The sequence below is a fragment of the Sphingobium rhizovicinum genome (assembly GCF_042647625.1).
Taxonomy (GTDB): Bacteria; Pseudomonadota; Alphaproteobacteria; order Sphingomonadales; family Sphingomonadaceae; genus Sphingobium; species Sphingobium rhizovicinum.
In genome coordinates this window covers 203,647-218,638 of record NZ_JBHRVU010000005.1, presented here as the reverse complement: position 1 = coordinate 218,638, position 14,992 = coordinate 203,647, and the positions used below count along the sequence as shown (strand labels likewise).

At 62.9% G+C, this 14,992-nt stretch carries 15 protein-coding genes and 1 riboswitch; of the genes, 2 read left to right on the top strand and 13 right to left on the bottom strand.

The genetic code is table 11. The annotated features are described in order from the left end of the window. Nucleotides 1–16 precede the first annotated feature (16 nt). From pnuC to ACFOKF_RS19780, 12 genes are all read right to left on the bottom strand, one after another. Nucleotides 17–601 carry a nicotinamide riboside transporter PnuC gene (gene pnuC, locus ACFOKF_RS19835; protein WP_380798142.1) on the bottom strand — a complete coding sequence of 195 codons (585 nt, stop codon included), beginning with the start codon at nt 599–601 and terminating at the stop codon, nt 17–19. Next, a complete protein-coding gene (locus tag ACFOKF_RS19830; RefSeq protein WP_380799314.1) occupies nt 601–1,737 on the bottom strand; it encodes a phosphotransferase enzyme family protein in 1,137 nt (378 codons plus the stop codon). Before ACFOKF_RS19830 ends, pnuC begins: the two co-directional genes overlap by 1 nt. Next, nucleotides 1,734–4,028 (bottom strand): TonB-dependent receptor, encoded by a 2,295-nt coding sequence (locus tag ACFOKF_RS19825; RefSeq protein WP_380798140.1) that lies wholly within the window; start codon nt 4,026–4,028, stop codon nt 1,734–1,736. Before ACFOKF_RS19825 ends, ACFOKF_RS19830 begins: the two co-directional genes overlap by 4 nt. A 33-nt stretch (nt 4,029–4,061) precedes the next feature. Further along, a riboswitch (TPP riboswitch) is annotated at nt 4,062–4,171 on the bottom strand. A gap of 84 nt (nt 4,172–4,255) precedes the next feature. Then, nucleotides 4,256–5,401 carry a hybrid sensor histidine kinase/response regulator gene (locus tag ACFOKF_RS19820; protein ID WP_380798139.1) on the bottom strand — a complete coding sequence of 382 codons (1,146 nt, stop codon included), beginning with the start codon at nt 5,399–5,401 and terminating at the stop codon, nt 4,256–4,258. Next, nucleotides 5,398–5,988: a chemotaxis protein CheB gene (locus ACFOKF_RS19815; protein ID WP_380798137.1), complete on the bottom strand. Its 591-nt coding sequence runs from the start codon at nt 5,986–5,988 to the stop codon at nt 5,398–5,400. The genes ACFOKF_RS19820 and ACFOKF_RS19815 overlap by 4 nt, the downstream gene beginning before the upstream one ends. After that, nucleotides 5,985–6,809 (bottom strand): CheR family methyltransferase, encoded by an 825-nt coding sequence (locus ACFOKF_RS19810; RefSeq protein ID WP_380798136.1) that lies wholly within the window; start codon nt 6,807–6,809, stop codon nt 5,985–5,987. The genes ACFOKF_RS19815 and ACFOKF_RS19810 overlap by 4 nt, the downstream gene beginning before the upstream one ends. Further along, a complete protein-coding gene (locus ACFOKF_RS19805) occupies nt 6,809–10,219 on the bottom strand; it encodes a response regulator (protein WP_380798134.1) in 3,411 nt (1,136 codons plus the stop codon). Before ACFOKF_RS19805 ends, ACFOKF_RS19810 begins: the two co-directional genes overlap by 1 nt. A gap of 79 nt (nt 10,220–10,298) precedes the next feature. Further along, entirely contained in the window at nt 10,299–10,706 is a 408-nt protein-coding gene (locus ACFOKF_RS19800; protein WP_380798133.1) for a response regulator, read from the bottom strand. Nucleotides 10,707–10,869: 163 nt separating this feature from the next. Continuing rightward, nucleotides 10,870–11,058, bottom strand: coding sequence for a hypothetical protein (locus ACFOKF_RS19795; RefSeq protein ID WP_380798131.1), 189 nt, complete (start codon nt 11,056–11,058; stop codon nt 10,870–10,872). A 201-nt stretch (nt 11,059–11,259) separates the two neighbouring features. After that, on the bottom strand, nt 11,260–11,619 hold the full coding sequence (locus ACFOKF_RS19790; RefSeq protein WP_380799313.1) for a winged helix-turn-helix domain-containing protein: 360 nt from the start codon (nt 11,617–11,619) through the stop codon (nt 11,260–11,262). Nucleotides 11,620–11,652: 33 nt separating this feature from the next. After that, entirely contained in the window at nt 11,653–11,907 is a 255-nt protein-coding gene (locus tag ACFOKF_RS19785) for a hypothetical protein (protein ID WP_380798129.1), read from the bottom strand. A 177-nt stretch (nt 11,908–12,084) separates the two neighbouring features. After that, on the bottom strand, nt 12,085–12,297 hold the full coding sequence (locus tag ACFOKF_RS19780) for a hypothetical protein (protein ID WP_380798127.1): 213 nt from the start codon (nt 12,295–12,297) through the stop codon (nt 12,085–12,087). Nucleotides 12,298–12,434: 137 nt separating this feature from the next. Here ACFOKF_RS19780 and ACFOKF_RS19775 point away from each other — a divergent pair, with 137 nt between their 5' ends. Further along, on the top strand, nt 12,435–13,547 hold the full coding sequence (locus ACFOKF_RS19775; RefSeq protein WP_380798126.1) for a sensor histidine kinase: 1,113 nt from the start codon (nt 12,435–12,437) through the stop codon (nt 13,545–13,547). A gap of 5 nt (nt 13,548–13,552) precedes the next feature. Then, nucleotides 13,553–14,299 (top strand): LytR/AlgR family response regulator transcription factor, encoded by a 747-nt coding sequence (locus tag ACFOKF_RS19770; RefSeq protein ID WP_380798125.1) that lies wholly within the window; start codon nt 13,553–13,555, stop codon nt 14,297–14,299. 135 nt (nt 14,300–14,434) lie between these two features. Here the strand turns inward: ACFOKF_RS19770 and ACFOKF_RS19765 are convergent, their stop codons facing one another. Then, on the bottom strand, nt 14,435–14,785 hold the full coding sequence (locus tag ACFOKF_RS19765; protein WP_380798124.1) for a UrcA family protein: 351 nt from the start codon (nt 14,783–14,785) through the stop codon (nt 14,435–14,437). Nucleotides 14,786–14,992: the final 207 nt, after the last annotated feature.

The following is a 14,992-nucleotide window of genomic DNA, read 5'->3' as shown; positions in this document are numbered from 1 at the left end:
TTCCGCCCTTACTCCATCAGCCGCCCGAGCCGCCGCGAGCCAGTTGATCGCGCCGCGCATTGCGCCATCGCCTGTAACCCATGACCGCCAGCAGGATCATCGCCGCATAAAGTCCGGCTGTCAGCCACAAATGCTTGAACGCGAACATGCCGACATAAATGATGTCCACCACGATCCAGAGCAGCCAGCTGGCGGCATGACGGCGCGCGGTCCAATATTGGGCGACCAGGCTGAAACTGCTGAGTGCGGCATCCATCCAGGGCAGCGCCGCATCGGTGTAGCGGTGCATGACCCAGCCAATGGCAATCGCGCCGACCGCACCGATCGTCAGGCTTGCGGCGGCCCGCACCGGCGGCAAAGGCGCTATGACGACCTCTCCCGTCTTCTCCCGGCCCCGCGCCCACTGGAACCAGCCATAGAGGATCGCAACGCCGAACAGCGCCTGCAACAGCATGTCGGCATAGAGGCGCACGTCGAGGAAAATCCGGAAATAGAGCATGCAGGCCAGCATATTGACCGGCCAGCTCAGCATGCGCCGCCTTGCCGTCAGCCAGATGCCCAGAAAGCTGACAGCGACCGCGATGATTTCCAGCATGGACATCAGGCCATCGCCTTGTCTGCAAACCGCCGCAGGAAATCCTGCCCGGCGCGCGACAGGAACCATTGCGCATGCCCGATCAGATAATCCTGCCAGGCAATCCGGGCCTGATCGGGATCGCCCACGATACCGGCGAAATAGTCGATTTCCGACAGGGCAAATTCCACATGAACCAGCGGCAGCAGGCGCCACAACGCGTCCATGTCCGCATGATCCAGCGGCAATATGTCGCAATAGCCAGCCACGATCGCCATAGCCGCATCGACGTCGCCAATCGCCTCATCCTGCCCCAGGTCCAGCCAGCGGAATGCGGTCCGCTCGATCGCTATGGCCAGATCGTGCAGCGCGCAGGTCCGCGTCGCAAGGCCGAAGTCGATGACCGTGCTGACCCTGCCATCCTCCGTCCAGAGGAGATTGGATGGATGCCAGTCGCCATGGGTCCACAGCGAAGCCTGTCCCGCCAGTCGGTCATACAGGCCCGCACCCAACGCTGCGAACAGCCGCGCCAGTTCCTGCCGCCAGGGCTTGTCCTCCAGCCATCGGCCCAGTGCCGGCCGGGCAGCGACATAGGCGTCCGCAGCGATCAGCGGATCGGCGGCAGGCAGGATGGTGAAACTGGCGATCAGCGGATGATCGGCGCGCGCGGGGGCCGGGAAATCCTGCGCGGCCCGATGCAGTCGCGCCAGCGCTACGCCGGCTTCGCGGGCATGGCCGGCCGTCAGAAACGGCGTCCAGGACTGGCGATCGCGATACAGGTCGATGCCCGGCGCGTCGCGATGCAGTTCATAGGTCCATTCTCCCAGCGCGATGGCCCCGCTTCCGTTCGCCGCCTTCACGATGTCCGGCACGGACAATCCGGCCGCCCGGACATGGGCCATATAGCCATGTTCTTCCGCCAGCGCCGCAGGGGTGCGGAGGCGATCATGATGCCGTTTCAGGAAATAGGCGCCCTGATCGGTGTCGATCAGCGCCGCCGCAGAGAAGGGACGCGGCGAGTGCCAGTTGAGGCGGATCAGCCGTCCCGCCCCCGGAAAGCGCGTCAGGACATGCTCCACCTCGGCATGGGTGATGGCGGGCCAAGTCGGCGCCTCCAGCGCCATCCCCATGCCATGCACCAGATGCCCGCCGCTCAAGTTCAGAAGGCCCGCGACAGGGTCGCCACGAAGGCGCGACCGCTGCCAATATAATAGCTGGGGGCAGACCCGGCGATCACCGTGCCGTTCCGGCCGATCACATCCTGCGCATTGCTGCTGATCGCTGACACGCCGGACAGGACGCGCGGATTGGTGACATTGATCGCGTTCAGGCGCACATCCATGCGCTGCGCGTCGATCAGCCCGGCCAGATGCAGGCCGATCGCCAGATCCAGCGTGGCATAGCCCTTGATGCTCTCATCATTCATGAAGGTCGCATATTGGCGACCGACATATTTGAGCGCGGAACTTCCGAACAGGCGGCCATCATCATAGGTGCTTCCAACGGCGAACTGAAAGCGCGGACTGCTGACCGCCTGCTTGCCCTTCGTCGGCAACAGGTCGCCGCCCACCGACAGATCATCGTTCAGCCGGCTGTGCAGATATTCGCCCGAAGCATAGAGGCTGAACCCCTTGGCCGGGCGATAGTCGATCTCGCCATCCAGCCCGTAGCTGCTCTGGCTCCCGCCATTTATCGTCGAATTGACCAGAGCGCCGCCGCTGTTGATCACCGTCGCCACCTGACGATTGCGGAACCGATAGTGGAAAGCTGTCAGCGAGAAGGATAGATTAGGTCCAATATAGCGGTATCCCAGTTCTTGCGACAGGCTATATTCATTCTTGAGCGCACCCGTCCCCTGGGACACCAATTCGCCGCCATAATAGCTATTATAGAGCGAAAACTCGTTGGGCGTGCGAAAATTCGTCGTGATATTGGCGAACAGCTGCTGCCGCTCGTCCAGTTGATAATGAATGGCCGCGCGCGGCAAGGCGGCGAAGCTGTCGACATGCACCTTCGACTGCGGTCCCGGCAGATAGTTGCGGCCGTTGCGCAGCAGGCTGACGCCCTTGAACCCGACATCGACACCCAGACGCGGCGTCACCGTAATGCTGTCCGCCAGGAAAAATCCCTTGGTCACGGTAACAGTGCGCTGATTTTCATAAGCGAGCAGACGCCCGTCCGCCGTGCGGATCGCCTTGTCCTGATAGCCCCATGCATCGACCGGCCGCCCGTCAGCCCCGATCGACGTATAGCTTTGCGTCACGCGATCCGTGCCATAATCGAACCAGAGACCGGCCGTGATCTTGTGCCGGCCCGCCTGCAAGGTCAGCTTGCTGACATCGCCGACACGCCTTTGCTTCCCGGTCCAGTTGCCCAGCACCGTCGCCAGGCCATCCACCGCGCCGGGCAGCGCGATCGGCTGTGTCAGTTCCTCCGTGCCCAGATAATTGCCGGTCGTGGTCAGTTGCGTGCCATAGGGCGAATTGCCATGCCCCATCTGAAGATAGGCGCTGCTGTCGAACGTCAGACTGTCGCTCAGTTGGATATGCACCGGCGCGGCGAAATAGAGATTGCGGAACGGTGCGCGATACAGGCGCCAATAGCTGGTGTCGCCATCGCTGTAGCGGTCCGTGAAGTTGAAGCCGCGCCCGCTCGCCTGCCAGTCCGCCATGGTCGGGCTGGGATAGGTCGACGTGATCGCATCATTGTAGGAAACGGCCAGACTGGCGCGATTGCCTTCGCCCCATTCGTGCAGCAATTTCGCATCGATATGCTGGCGCTTGTCATATCCCGCCCCGCGCCAGTTGTCCGCACGGTTGTTGGAATAGGAAATGAACGCCTTCAGGCCACTGCTGCCAATCTCGCCCGTGTCGAACCGCAGGAAAGCGCGCCGCTGGTCATAGGAACCCACCGACAGATTGACCAGCGCCGCCATATCCGCCTTGGGATCATCCAGCGTCAGCGACAGCGTACCGCCCACCGCTGCGACAACCGGCGCATCAATGTCCGCCGCCCCCTGCGCCAGCGCGATCTGGCGCACATTTTCGGCATCGGCGAATTGCGAGGGATAGGCATAATAATAGCCTATGTCATTTTGCGGCGCCCCTTCCAGCAATACGCCGATCTGGTCCTGGCCCAGACCGCGCAGCGTCAGGCTCGACGTCGCGGACAGGCCGTAGGGATCGCTGGACGAGACATTCGCGCCGGGCAACAGATTGACCAGTTGGAAGGCGTTGAGCGTCGGGGCCTGCTTGCTGATGAAGGCTTCGGCGATCGCGCTGACCGCCTTGGGCGCTGTCTGATCGGGCAACAGACCTTCGGGATCGGGGTGGCCCGTGACCTGAATGGTCGCGCGATCCGCATCTTCTCCTTCGGCAGCCATCACGGCGGACGTTGCGAACAGCATGGCGCTCGCCAGCGCGGCCCGACCGACAAAATTCACGGCAATCGTCATCGTCTCACATCCACTCCATGCAGAGGGATTGGCGACGTGCCGCCTCGCCCTCCCTACGCCGGTATCAGCCGGATCAGGTTCAGCGGGTCGTGGCCTGCCAGCCACCTCTCAGCCGCGCGTCAGCGGCCCCCCGGGGAGTGGCTGCTCTAGTCTGTGAGCGGAGAGCTGGAAAGTCCTAATTATCGGGCCGGCGAAACACCCGGGCAGCGCAGGTTCGGCTCGCTGGCTTAGCAATTGACCAGCATGGGAAATCTGACGGCAAATATGCTGCCCGATCCCGGCGTGCTGGCTTTCAGCCGAATATCGCCGCCATGCAATTCGACGAGTTGCTTGACCAGCGCCAGGCCAATGCCCAGCCCTTCCTGCGCGCCATGGCTTTTCGACCGCACCTGCGCGAACAAATCGAAAATCCTTGCCTGCATATCGGCCGGGATACCAATGCCGTTGTCGGCCACTTCAACCTCGATCCAGTCGCCACGGGCGAGGACGGTCAGCCCGATTTCTCCTCCGGGTGGGGTATATTTGGCGGCATTGTTGAGCAGGTTGCTGATGATCTGGGCGATGCGCGTATAGTCCGCCCCCATCCAGACCGGCGCGTCGGGCATATCCACCGTCAATCTATGGCCGGCAGCATCAATGGAAGGCTGGCTCGCCTCGACCGCAAAGGTCAGGGCGTCCTGAAGCATGATCCTTTCCTTGCTAAGCGAGATTTTGCCCTGATCTATGCGGGCGATGTCGAGCAGATCCTCCACCAGACGGGAGACATGGCGGACATGGCGGTCCATCTGGCCGCGAATGGAGCGGCCCGCATCCGTCCCTTCCCGCCGTTCCAGCAGATGCAGCCCCGCGCCCAGCGCCATGATCGGATTGCGCAGTTCATGGCCCAGTATCGCCAGAAATTCATTCTTGCGCCGGTCCGCGCCCTGCAACGCCTTCGCCAGCGTCGCCAGTTCATCGCGCTGCGCCATGATCTGACGCCGCTGTTCGAACAGGTCGAAAAAGACATTGGCTTTCGAACGAAGAATGTCGGCCTCGATCGGCTTCTGGATGAAATCGACCGCCCCCGCTTCATAACCACGGAAGCGGCGCTGCAAGTCAGCGCTGCCCGCCGTCAGAAATATGATCGGAATATGGCGCGCCCGCTCATTGCCCCGCATGAACTCGGCCAGTTCAAAGCCATTCATCCCCGGCATCTGGACATCCAGCAGCGCCAGCGCGACGTCATGCACCAGCAACAGTTCCAGCGCCTCCTCGCCGGACCGCGCCTTGAGGCATTGGAGGCCGTCTCGCTGGAGCAGCGCTTCCAGCGCAAGCAGATTTTCCTCCAGATCATCGACCAGAAGAAATTGAACGGGAGACGCTTCACTGGTCATCGGGTTTTCAATCCCACAAGATAGGCGAGAATGTCGTTAAGCGGCATGACGCGCGCGCTCGGGCAGGCGGCAAGGGCTGCCGTGGGCATGGTCGGAACCTGCGCCGTTGCCGGATCTTCGACGATGACGACGCCGCCGGCCGCCGCCACCGCGCGCACCCCATCCGCCCCATCATGATTGGCGCCGGTCATGATGATCGCCGTCAGCGCCGGGCCAAAGGCGTCGGCGGCGGTTTCCAGCAGCACGTCGATCGCCGGGCGGCTATGGTTTACCGGCTCGTCCGATGACAGCGCCAATGTCCGTTCCGCCTCGACCAGCAGATGATAGTCCGACGGAGCGAAATAGACGGTGCCATGGGCAATCGCCTCCTTGTCCTCCGCTTCCTTGACGCGCAGCCGGCAGCGATCCTGAAACAATGTCACCAGCGCATTGCTGCGATCGGGCGGAACATGAACGACGATCAGGATCGGTACAGGCGTGTCGGCCGGCAAGGCGGGCAGAATGTGCAGCAGCGCCTGCACCGCGCCGGCAGACGCGCCGATCGCCACCGCTTCGATCGGGGCCACTTCGACCGGGTTCGCGCTCATGCGTCGCGCCTCTGATAGATTTTTTCTTCCTGCACATAGTCGGCAAAGGCGTCGGCATGGGCGGAAAAGCGCAGGCTTTCCTTCGATCCCAGCCCCAGAAAGCCCTTGCGCGCCAGCGATCCGCGAAACAGGCCCAGCGCCCTGTCCTGCAATGGCCGGTCAAAATAGATGAGGACGTTGCGGCAGGAGATCAGATGCATTTCCGCAAAGACCGCGTCCGTCACCAGACTATGGTCGGAAAAAACGACCTGCGCCCGCAGGCTCTTGTCGAACACCGCCCGGCCATAATCGGCGGTATAATAATCCGACAGGGAATTGCGCGCGCCCGATTTCTGATGATTCTCGGTGAATTTGCGGATCTCGCTCAACGGATAGACGCCCGCTTCCGCCGCTTTCAGGGCTTTCGGGTTGATGTCCGTCGCATAGAAAAGCGTGCGCTGGTCCAGCCCCTCCTCGCGAAACAGGATGGAAAGGGAATATAGTTCCTCGCCATTGCTGCACCCTGCAACCCACACCTTGAGCGAAGGATAGGTTTTGAGGTGCGGGATCACCTTTTCCCGCAACGCCCGGAAATAGGTGGGGTCGCGGAACATCTCGCTGACCTGCACGGTCAGATAGTTGAGCAGCCGGGGCAGCGTGGCGGGATCATGCAGCAACCTGTCCTGCATCGCGGAAATGCTCGCAAACCCAAGCTGCGTGCGCGCCTGCATGATGCGCCGCTTGATCGAGGCCCGCGCATAATGCCGAAAATCATAATGATAGCGCTGATAGATCGCCTCCAGCAGCAGCGCGATCTCAATATCTTCGACCGGGTCGCCCATCAGCGCGGCATCCACACGCGGACCAGCGACAGCAATTTGTCGACGTCGATCGGCTTGGCCATATAGTCGTTCGCACCCGCTTCCAGACAGCGTTGCTGATCGTCCGGCATCGCCTTGGCGGTCAGCATGACGATCGACAGATCCTGCCAGCGGGCGTCGCCACGGATCGCGCGGGTCGCAGTCAGGCCGTCCATCACCGGCATCATCACGTCCATCAGAACCAGGTCGATGCGCTTGGTGGGGTCAGCCGCCGATGCGTCCAGCGCGTCGATGGCTTCCTGCCCGTTGCGCGCAATCTGGACGACCGCGCCGCGCGGCTCCAGCACGCTGGTCAGCGAATAGACGTTGCGCACGTCATCCTCGACGATGAGGATGCGGCGTCCTTCCAGCGCGGCGTCGCGATGCCGCGCCTTCTGGATCAGCTTGCGCTGCTCGCTCGGCAGTTCGGACACGATCTGATGCAGGAAGAGCGACACTTCATCGAGCAGACGCTCGGGCGACTTGGCCCCCTTGATGATGATCGAACTGGAATAGCGACGCAGCCGCTGCTCCTCGTCGGGCGACAGATCATGGCCGGTATAGACGATCACCGGCGGAAAGCCATGCTCGCCATCCCGGCTCAGCGTTTCAAGCAGGCTGTAACCCGATGCATCGGGCAGCGACAAATCCAGAACCATGCAGTCATATGTCTGCCGCCGCAACTGCTCCAGACATTCCGCCGCAGTGCCGACACCTACGGTTTCGACATCGTCAGACCGCAGCAGCCTGCCAACCGCGTCGCGCTGGACCACATCATCCTCGACGATCAGCACGCGCCGCATCCGTGTCGCCAGCTTCGCCTGCAAGGCGGCCAGAACATCGGCCAGCTGGTCGCGCCGCACCGGCTTCACCAGATAGCCGATTGCGCCCAGAGACAAGGCGGTCTGGCTATGGTCGGATGCGGATACGACATGGATCGGAATATGCCGCGTGTCGTCATCATGCTTCAGCCGGTCGAGCACCGTCAGCCCCGACTGGTCGGGCAGACCCAGGTCCAGCACGACCGCACTGGGCCTGAACTTGCGGGCCAGATGGATGGCCTCCTCCGCAGTCCCGGCGACGATGCACTGAAAGCCCATTTCGCGCGACAGGTCGCAGACAATGGAGGCGAAACTCTGATCATCCTCGATCACCAGCAGCAGGCGCCGCCCTTCGGACAGCGCTCCGCGATCATCCTCGATCACCCAGCCCGTCGCTGCGGTCCGGCTTACGGGCGGCTGGGAAGCAGGAACGACCTCCGGCACCGTCGGCTGCGCCGCCTCGCGCGGCGCAATGGCCGCGGCGTCATAGGCGATGGGTATGGTCAGGGTAAACCGGCTTCCCTGGCCCGGCTCGCTCTCCAGGCTAATCCGTCCGCCCAGCAGGCGCGCCAGTTCGCGGGATATGGAAAGGCCAAGCCCGGTTCCGCCATAGCGTCGGCTGATCGTCCCGTCGGCCTGATGGAAGGCGGCGAAGATGCTGTCCTGCTGTTCGGCGGAAATGCCGATGCCGGTGTCGGCCACCTCCAGCGTCAGCCTGTCCTCCCCGGCGCGGGACAGGGCGAAGCGCACCCGTCCGCGCTCGGTGAACTTGAAGGCATTGGACAGGAGATTCTTGAGGATTTGTTCCAGCCGCAACCGATCGGATTCGAACGCGCCGGGCATGTCCCCGGCAACGACGATGTCGAACCCCAGGCCGCGCTCGTCCGCGACCGGCTGGAACAGTTGACGAATGTCGGCGACCAGCCGCTGTACGGACAATGTCTCCGGCTGGATTTCGACATGGCCGGCCTCGATCTTCGACAGGTCGAGAATGTCGTTGATCAGCGTCAGCAGATCATTGCCCGACGATTCGATCGTCCGGGCATATTTGACCTGATCCTGCGTCAGCGTGCCTTCCGGATTGTCGCCCAGCAGCTTGGACAGGATCAGCAGCGAATTGAGCGGCGTGCGCAATTCATGCGACATATTGGCGAGGAAGTCGGATTTATACTGGCTCGCCTGCTCCAGTTCGCGCGCCTTCAGCTGGAGCGACGCGCCGGCCTGCTCCAGATCGTCCCGTTGGGTTTCCAGCGTCTGGGCCTGTTCTTCCAACTGGCTGTTCGTCTGTTCCAGTTCGACCTGCTGCTGCTCCAGCCGCACCTGCGATTCCTTGAGCGCCCGGCCCTGCTCCTCCAGCTCCTCGTTGGATACGCGCAATTCTTCGCTCTGCGCCTGCAATTCGCCGGCCTGTCGCTGGGTTTCCGCAAGCGCGTCCTGAAGCTGCGCCCGGAAACGCGCCGACCGCAGCGCAACGCCGATCGCGGCGGACGCCTGATCCAGCAGGTCCAGGGTCTGGCCGTTGACCCGATCGAAGAAGCCCAGTTCCAGAACGGCGTTGACCATATCGTCGGCCTTGGCCGGCATGATGACCAGATGCCGGGGCTTGTCGCGCCCCAGGGCGGATCCGATGGTGAGATAGCCGTCGGGAATGTCCCGGATGACCAACGATCGGCCTTCTGCGGCGACCTGTCCCAGCAAGCCTTCCTTCACGCCGAAGGCAGTCGGCACATTGGCGTCCATCGGCACGCCCAGCGTGGCGGTGCGATGGAAATGACCCCGCTCGCCCTTGAACACCGCGCCACCCCGCGCGCCGAGATAGGCGGACAGAAAGGCAAGGATCGCCTCGGACAATTCTTCAACCGACTTGTCGCCGCGCATGGCGTCGGCCAGCCCGACCTGTCCGGCCTGAAGCCAGACCTGGCGGATGCGGGCGCGATTGGCGCGCCGCAGCAGGACGAAGATGATGATCGTCAGCGCCGCGCCCAGCAGCGCCGACACGACGCCGCTCGTGATCGCGGTGCGCGACGCCGCGTTCATTTCCTCGATCCGGATCTGGCGGAGCCGCAACTCCTCCTGCGCCATCGTGCCAAGCTGCGTGCGGATGGCGTCCATCTCGATCTTGCCGCGATCGGTGGCGACGACGGCCAGCGCCGCCGGAAGCCCCTGCGATCGGCGCAGAGCGATGGTTTCCCGTAGTTCGGCCAGCTTTGCGTCGAAATGCCGGCGCAGCGTAATCAGGTTCTCCTGTTGCGTCGGATTGTCGCGGGTCAGATCAGCGACGGTCTTCAACTGATCGCTCACCGCCACTGTCGCGTTCTTGTACGGATCAAGATAGCTGTCCGCCCCGGTGAGCAGATAACCGCGCTGGCCGGTTTCTGCGTCCTGCGTTGCCGACAGCAGCTCGCCCAGCGCGATCAGCACCGTATGGGTGTGCCGGATGGACTCGTTGCTGTCGCGCAGCGCCTGAATGTTCAGATAGGCCGTCGCGCCGCTGACGAGGAAAAAGAGGAGGCCAAGCGAAAGGCCTGCGATCGACCATATGCGCGCGCCGATACCGGAAGTGGCTTTCAATGCTGGTGTCTTTCCTGATGGCGTGGGCTGTCTGGGGCCATAGTGCGGGCCATATTGCTGGGATGCCGGTTGATCCTGATCATCGCAGGGCCAAGGCAAAAATATCCGCCAGTTCCTCGGGCCGATAGGGTTTGGCCAGGAACAGGCTGCCCTCGGGCAATTCGTCCTCGCGCGGCCGCACCTTGCCTGATGTGATGACGATCCGCACCGAAGGCCAGGAAAGACGGATATGCTTGGCCAGCATCAGACCGTCGCATCGGCCAGGCATGTCGATGTCGGTAAAGACGATGTCGATGTCCGGCTCGCGCTCCAGAAGACTGATCGCTTCGTCGCTGCCATCGGCTTCCAGCACGGCATAGCCATGCTCGGCCGCAACATCGGCCGCCAGCATCCTGATCAGACATTCATCTTCCACAATCAGGATGCGCGCCACATGCGCGGTTTGAACCAGCGACACATTCATCTCCGCCTCGGCGCTCTGCGCCATCCCCAACGGATCGGTGAAATGCCCCCACAGTCCGCTCTGACAACCGATGCGGAAATATCGGTCGCGGCAAAAGTTCCCTAAAAAGCTGCTATCAGCAAAAAATACCCGGCAGGGTCGATGCCGACCCTGTCCGATACCCTATATCTCCTGTGTCACGCCGCAATCAGGCGCGGGCGACCAGCATCCGCTCCAGCGCCGCCACATGGGCCGGCACCGGCCGCGCCTGAAAAAAGTCCCGCAGGTCGATATAACCCAGATCGCGGATGCGTTCCGCCACGGCATAGCGCACATCATCGTTCAATATCGCGGAAATCCGCGATTTAAGGGCCTGAAGTCTGGTTTCAACAGTCATGAACTGGCCTCCATGATCTTCTGTTACAGCGCCTGACTATGACCCGCCGCACGGGCCTTTCGACGCACATGCCTATCCCAAGGCTGGCCCCAGCCTACACAGGAGCGCGCCTGCGCGTATAATGAGTTTTCCCAATAGGTCGCCGGCGGCATGTCGCTATAGCGCGCCGGCAATGGGCAGGCGGCCCGGATGCGCCGCCCGCTACTCCTGCGCAGCCAGCGGAGTGTCCCGCACATGCTGCGCCAGACATTGCCCGGCCCTTGCGCCAGCCTCCGTCAGGGACTGTTGCGCCGCCCGGTAATCCCGCAGCACATCCGTCCCGCGTCCGGTCAGCTTCGCGCCTTCGCTCGATGTTGAAACAAGCGGCATGTCCCAGCATCGATTCATAACGTCGACCAGCAACCAGCAGCGGCGATAGCTCATGCCCAGCTTGCGCCCGGCAGCGGAAATCGATCCCTCGCTGGCGATAGCATCCAGCAGATCGGCTTTGCCCGGTCCCATGGCGATTTCTTCGCCGCAATAAATCTGGATCTTGATCTTCAGCATCGTCCCGCCCCTCATGCCACAGGCAGAGCGGCGGGCCAACGCTTCGCTTTATGCGCCGGGCCGCCGTTCCAGCACCGCGCCAATCATCGCCCGCCAAACCGCTACGTCGCCCGCCTGCGCCATATGGGCGTCGGGCTCGCGCAATGTGCTCAATATCGCATAGGCGTCATCGACATGGTCCGGCCAGGCCGCATCCACCGCACAGGCCGCATGGGGATCTTTCCCCTCGCCATTCAGGCTCAGGTGGCGACCAGCCAATACGCGGGCGATCCGTTCGATGGCGGGCGTGGTGGATGTGGGCATGGACAGGAACTCCTCTCACAATAGGCGGCTTTTTCGCTCTGCCGCCGCCAGCATAACATAGAGCATTTTCGAAGTAGATGGCATCATCTGCTGGCTCGGAAAATGCGCAAAACAAAAGAAAAATAGAGCATGATCCGATTCAGTATGAACGGATTATGCTCTAGCTTCCGGGCGCGGCTATCGATCCGCCTTGCTGTATCCCGAAGACGGCACCGGATCGCCATGATCGCCCGGCCGGGTTGCAGCCGGCGGATCGGACGCATCCATCGAATCCTTCAACCCCTCGTCCAGCGCTTCCTCACGGTCCAGCACATGGTCCTGCGCGTCGCTTTTACGCCTGTCGACCGCTTCCTCGCGGCTGCTGGGGCGAATGTCCGTCGTCTGGGTCATGCTCATCTCCTATGCCCGATAAACGGGTGGCGCCGCAGCCCGGTTCCCGCCCTCTGCTTCGACAAACGTCCCCACCAGTTCGACCAGCAACCATGGCCGCTACAGACTTTCCCGCGCGGCTGGCGTAGACAGGGATCATGATCGACACGGCCGAAGAAGGCGAACGCGGCGTAGCGCCAGCGATCGCGCTCTATTCCATATTGGGTTTCTGGTTTTTCTACACCATCATCGTCAGCCTGCGCGCGGTCGTGATCGGCTTTGAATCGCAGGGCGAAATGGCGGCCCGCCGCATGGTGGTGGCGACCATCGGCATCATCGTCACCTGGATCTTCTATCTGGTGCTGCGCCGCTTCGACCATAAGCCGCTGGTGGTGCGCGTCGTCGCCGCCTTTTCGCTCGCCGCCCCCTTCGCGCTCGCGATGGCGGCCGCCAATTACTATATCTTCAACGTCTATGATCCGGGCAATTTCATCTCCGACGGCGAGAAGATGAAGATGGCGAAGGAAGAGGGCTATGTCCTCATCTCCATCGTGGAGGATGCGCTCAGCCGCTATTTCTTCCTGTCCGCCTGGGCCGGCCTCTATCTCGCTCTCTCCTACGCCAGTGAAGCGCATCGCACCGAACGGCGCGCCGCCCGGCTGGAGCGCGCCGCCCAGCAGGCCGAACTGCGATCGCTGCGCTATCAGGTGAACCCGCATTTCCTGTTCAACACGCTCAACTCCCTCTCCACCCTGGTCATGCGCAACCGCCCGGACGAAGCGGAAAAGATGATCATGTCGCTCTCCAACTTCTACCGCACCAGCCTGACCGGCGATCCGCTGGACGATGTGCCGCTGGAGGAGGAAGTGCATCTCCAGAAACTCTATCTGGATATTGAGGCGGTGCGCTTCCCCGATCGGCTGGCCACCGCAATCGACATTCCCGCCGGCCTGCTCAGCGCTTGCGTGCCGGGCCTGATCCTTCAGCCGCTGGTCGAAAATGCGATCAAATATGGCGTCTCGCGCACATCCAGCCCCGTCACCATCCGCATCACCGCGCGCGAAGACGGGGATCAGATGCACATCGCCATCACCGACGATGGCGACAATCCTCCCGGTGCCGGCGACGCGGGCAGCGGCATCGGCCTCGCCAATGTCCGCGACCGGCTGACGGCACGCTTTGGCGATGCCGGCCGGATCGTCTATGGTCCGCGCGAGGGGAAGGGCTTTTCCGTCCTTCTCACTTTACCCATCATCCGCCGGGGTTGCTGAAGCGCATGTCCATCCGCACCATGATCGTCGATGATGAACCGCTCGCGGTCGAGCGGCTTCAGATGCTGTGCGCGCGCGAACCGCGCATCGCGCTGGTTGGCACCGCCACCGACGGCGAAGCGGCGCTCCGCCTGATCGAAGGACTCAGGCCCGACCTCGTCCTGCTCGACATCGCCATGCCTCTATTGGACGGCATCGGCGTCGCCCGCGCGGTCGGTCGCATGGGCATCCGCCCTGCCGTAATCTTCGTCACCGCCTTCGAAGGCTTCGCGGTCGAGGCGTTCGATCTCGCCGCCGTCGACTATATGCTCAAACCCGTCGCCCATGACCGGCTGACCCGCGCGATCGACCGGGTGGAAGTGGCGCTGCGCAACCAGAATAGCGACGACGCCCCGGCCATTTCCGCCGACCCCACGCCCGAATGGGCCGAAGAATTCTGGGTGCCGCACCGCTCCGAACTCATCCGCATCGCCGCCGACCAGATCGACCGGATAGAGGCGGAGCGCGACTATATGCGCCTGCATGTCGGCGGCCACAGCTATCTCCTGCATCAAACGATCAGTTCGCTGGAGGAACGGCTCGACCCGCAGCAGTTCGTCCGCCTGCACCGCAGCCATATCGTGCGCCGCGACCATATTGCCCGCCTGCGCCATGACGGCAGCGGCGTCTGGTTCGCCGCGCTCGCCGACGGCGGCGAAATCCGCATCGGCCGCACCTTCCTCGCCAACGCCCGCGCCATGACGGGGCGCTGACCATATTATCCCTCTTCCGTCTTCACGGGAGAGGGAGGGTGAGGGTCTTTCCACGACCGCAAGCAAAGCCGCCCACGCAAAAAAGGCCCGGCAATCCGCCGGGCCTCTATCGCATCTGCACCATGATGACGCCGGTCAGTTGCCCACGACTGGGCGCGGTTCCTTCGTCACGCTGGCGTCCGCATAGCGTTCCCTGGTTTCCGCACGGGCGATGGCGGCGTTGATCGGCGTTTCGACATGCGCGATCGCCCTGGCGCGGCAGCTCATCTGCGTCTGAAGATCGCTGTTCGCGCACACCCGGCTGGCGGCGCGGGCAATGCGGGTGCGCAGCTGCTTCTGCTGGTCCGCCTTGGTCAGGTCCAGATCGCCATGATAGACTTGCGACGTGCGACCATTGGACTGGAAGTCCTGGGCGCTGGCCACGCCGGCGCTGGCGGCCAAAGCGATGGAAACGAAAGCGGCGGTGAACTTGGATGACGTAAACATGGGCCTATCTCCTCAAAACCTGTTGTGACCGGCATGCGCAAAGGGGGCTGCGCGAAACGCCGGGGTGCGAACGGGCGGGAAACGGAGGTCATCAAGGGGTCGGTCCCTGTCCCGTTCGCTAATCCTGTGTAGGCGACCGACTGGCTGCGCGCCCGTTCGCTTCGACCGGCAACGACCCGGATCGGCCAAACGACGAAGTGCAAAGCC

Excerpts from the sequence above, each read along its gene's own strand:
- pnuC (WP_380798142.1), bottom strand. The coding sequence starts at position 601 with ATGTCCATGCTGGAAATCATCGCGGTCGCTGTCAGCTTTCTGGGCATC.
- ACFOKF_RS19825 (WP_380798140.1), bottom strand. The coding sequence starts at position 4,028 with ATGACGATTGCCGTGAATTTTGTCGGTCGGGCCGCGCTGGCGAGCGCC.
- ACFOKF_RS19820 (WP_380798139.1), bottom strand. The coding sequence starts at position 5,401 with ATGACCAGTGAAGCGTCTCCCGTTCAATTTCTTCTGGTCGATGATCTG.
- ACFOKF_RS19815 (WP_380798137.1), bottom strand. The coding sequence starts at position 5,988 with ATGAGCGCGAACCCGGTCGAAGTGGCCCCGATCGAAGCGGTGGCGATC.
- ACFOKF_RS19810 (WP_380798136.1), bottom strand. The coding sequence starts at position 6,809 with ATGGGCGACCCGGTCGAAGATATTGAGATCGCGCTGCTGCTGGAGGCG.
- ACFOKF_RS19800 (WP_380798133.1), bottom strand. The coding sequence starts at position 10,706 with ATGGCGCAGAGCGCCGAGGCGGAGATGAATGTGTCGCTGGTTCAAACC.
- ACFOKF_RS19795 (WP_380798131.1), bottom strand. The coding sequence starts at position 11,058 with ATGACTGTTGAAACCAGACTTCAGGCCCTTAAATCGCGGATTTCCGCG.
- ACFOKF_RS19790 (WP_380799313.1), bottom strand. The coding sequence starts at position 11,619 with ATGAGGGGCGGGACGATGCTGAAGATCAAGATCCAGATTTATTGCGGC.
- ACFOKF_RS19785 (WP_380798129.1), bottom strand. The coding sequence starts at position 11,907 with ATGCCCACATCCACCACGCCCGCCATCGAACGGATCGCCCGCGTATTG.
- ACFOKF_RS19780 (WP_380798127.1), bottom strand. The coding sequence starts at position 12,297 with ATGACCCAGACGACGGACATTCGCCCCAGCAGCCGCGAGGAAGCGGTC.
- ACFOKF_RS19775 (WP_380798126.1), top strand. The coding sequence starts at position 12,435 with ATGATCGACACGGCCGAAGAAGGCGAACGCGGCGTAGCGCCAGCGATC.
- ACFOKF_RS19770 (WP_380798125.1), top strand. The coding sequence starts at position 13,553 with ATGTCCATCCGCACCATGATCGTCGATGATGAACCGCTCGCGGTCGAG.
- ACFOKF_RS19765 (WP_380798124.1), bottom strand. The coding sequence starts at position 14,785 with ATGTTTACGTCATCCAAGTTCACCGCCGCTTTCGTTTCCATCGCTTTG.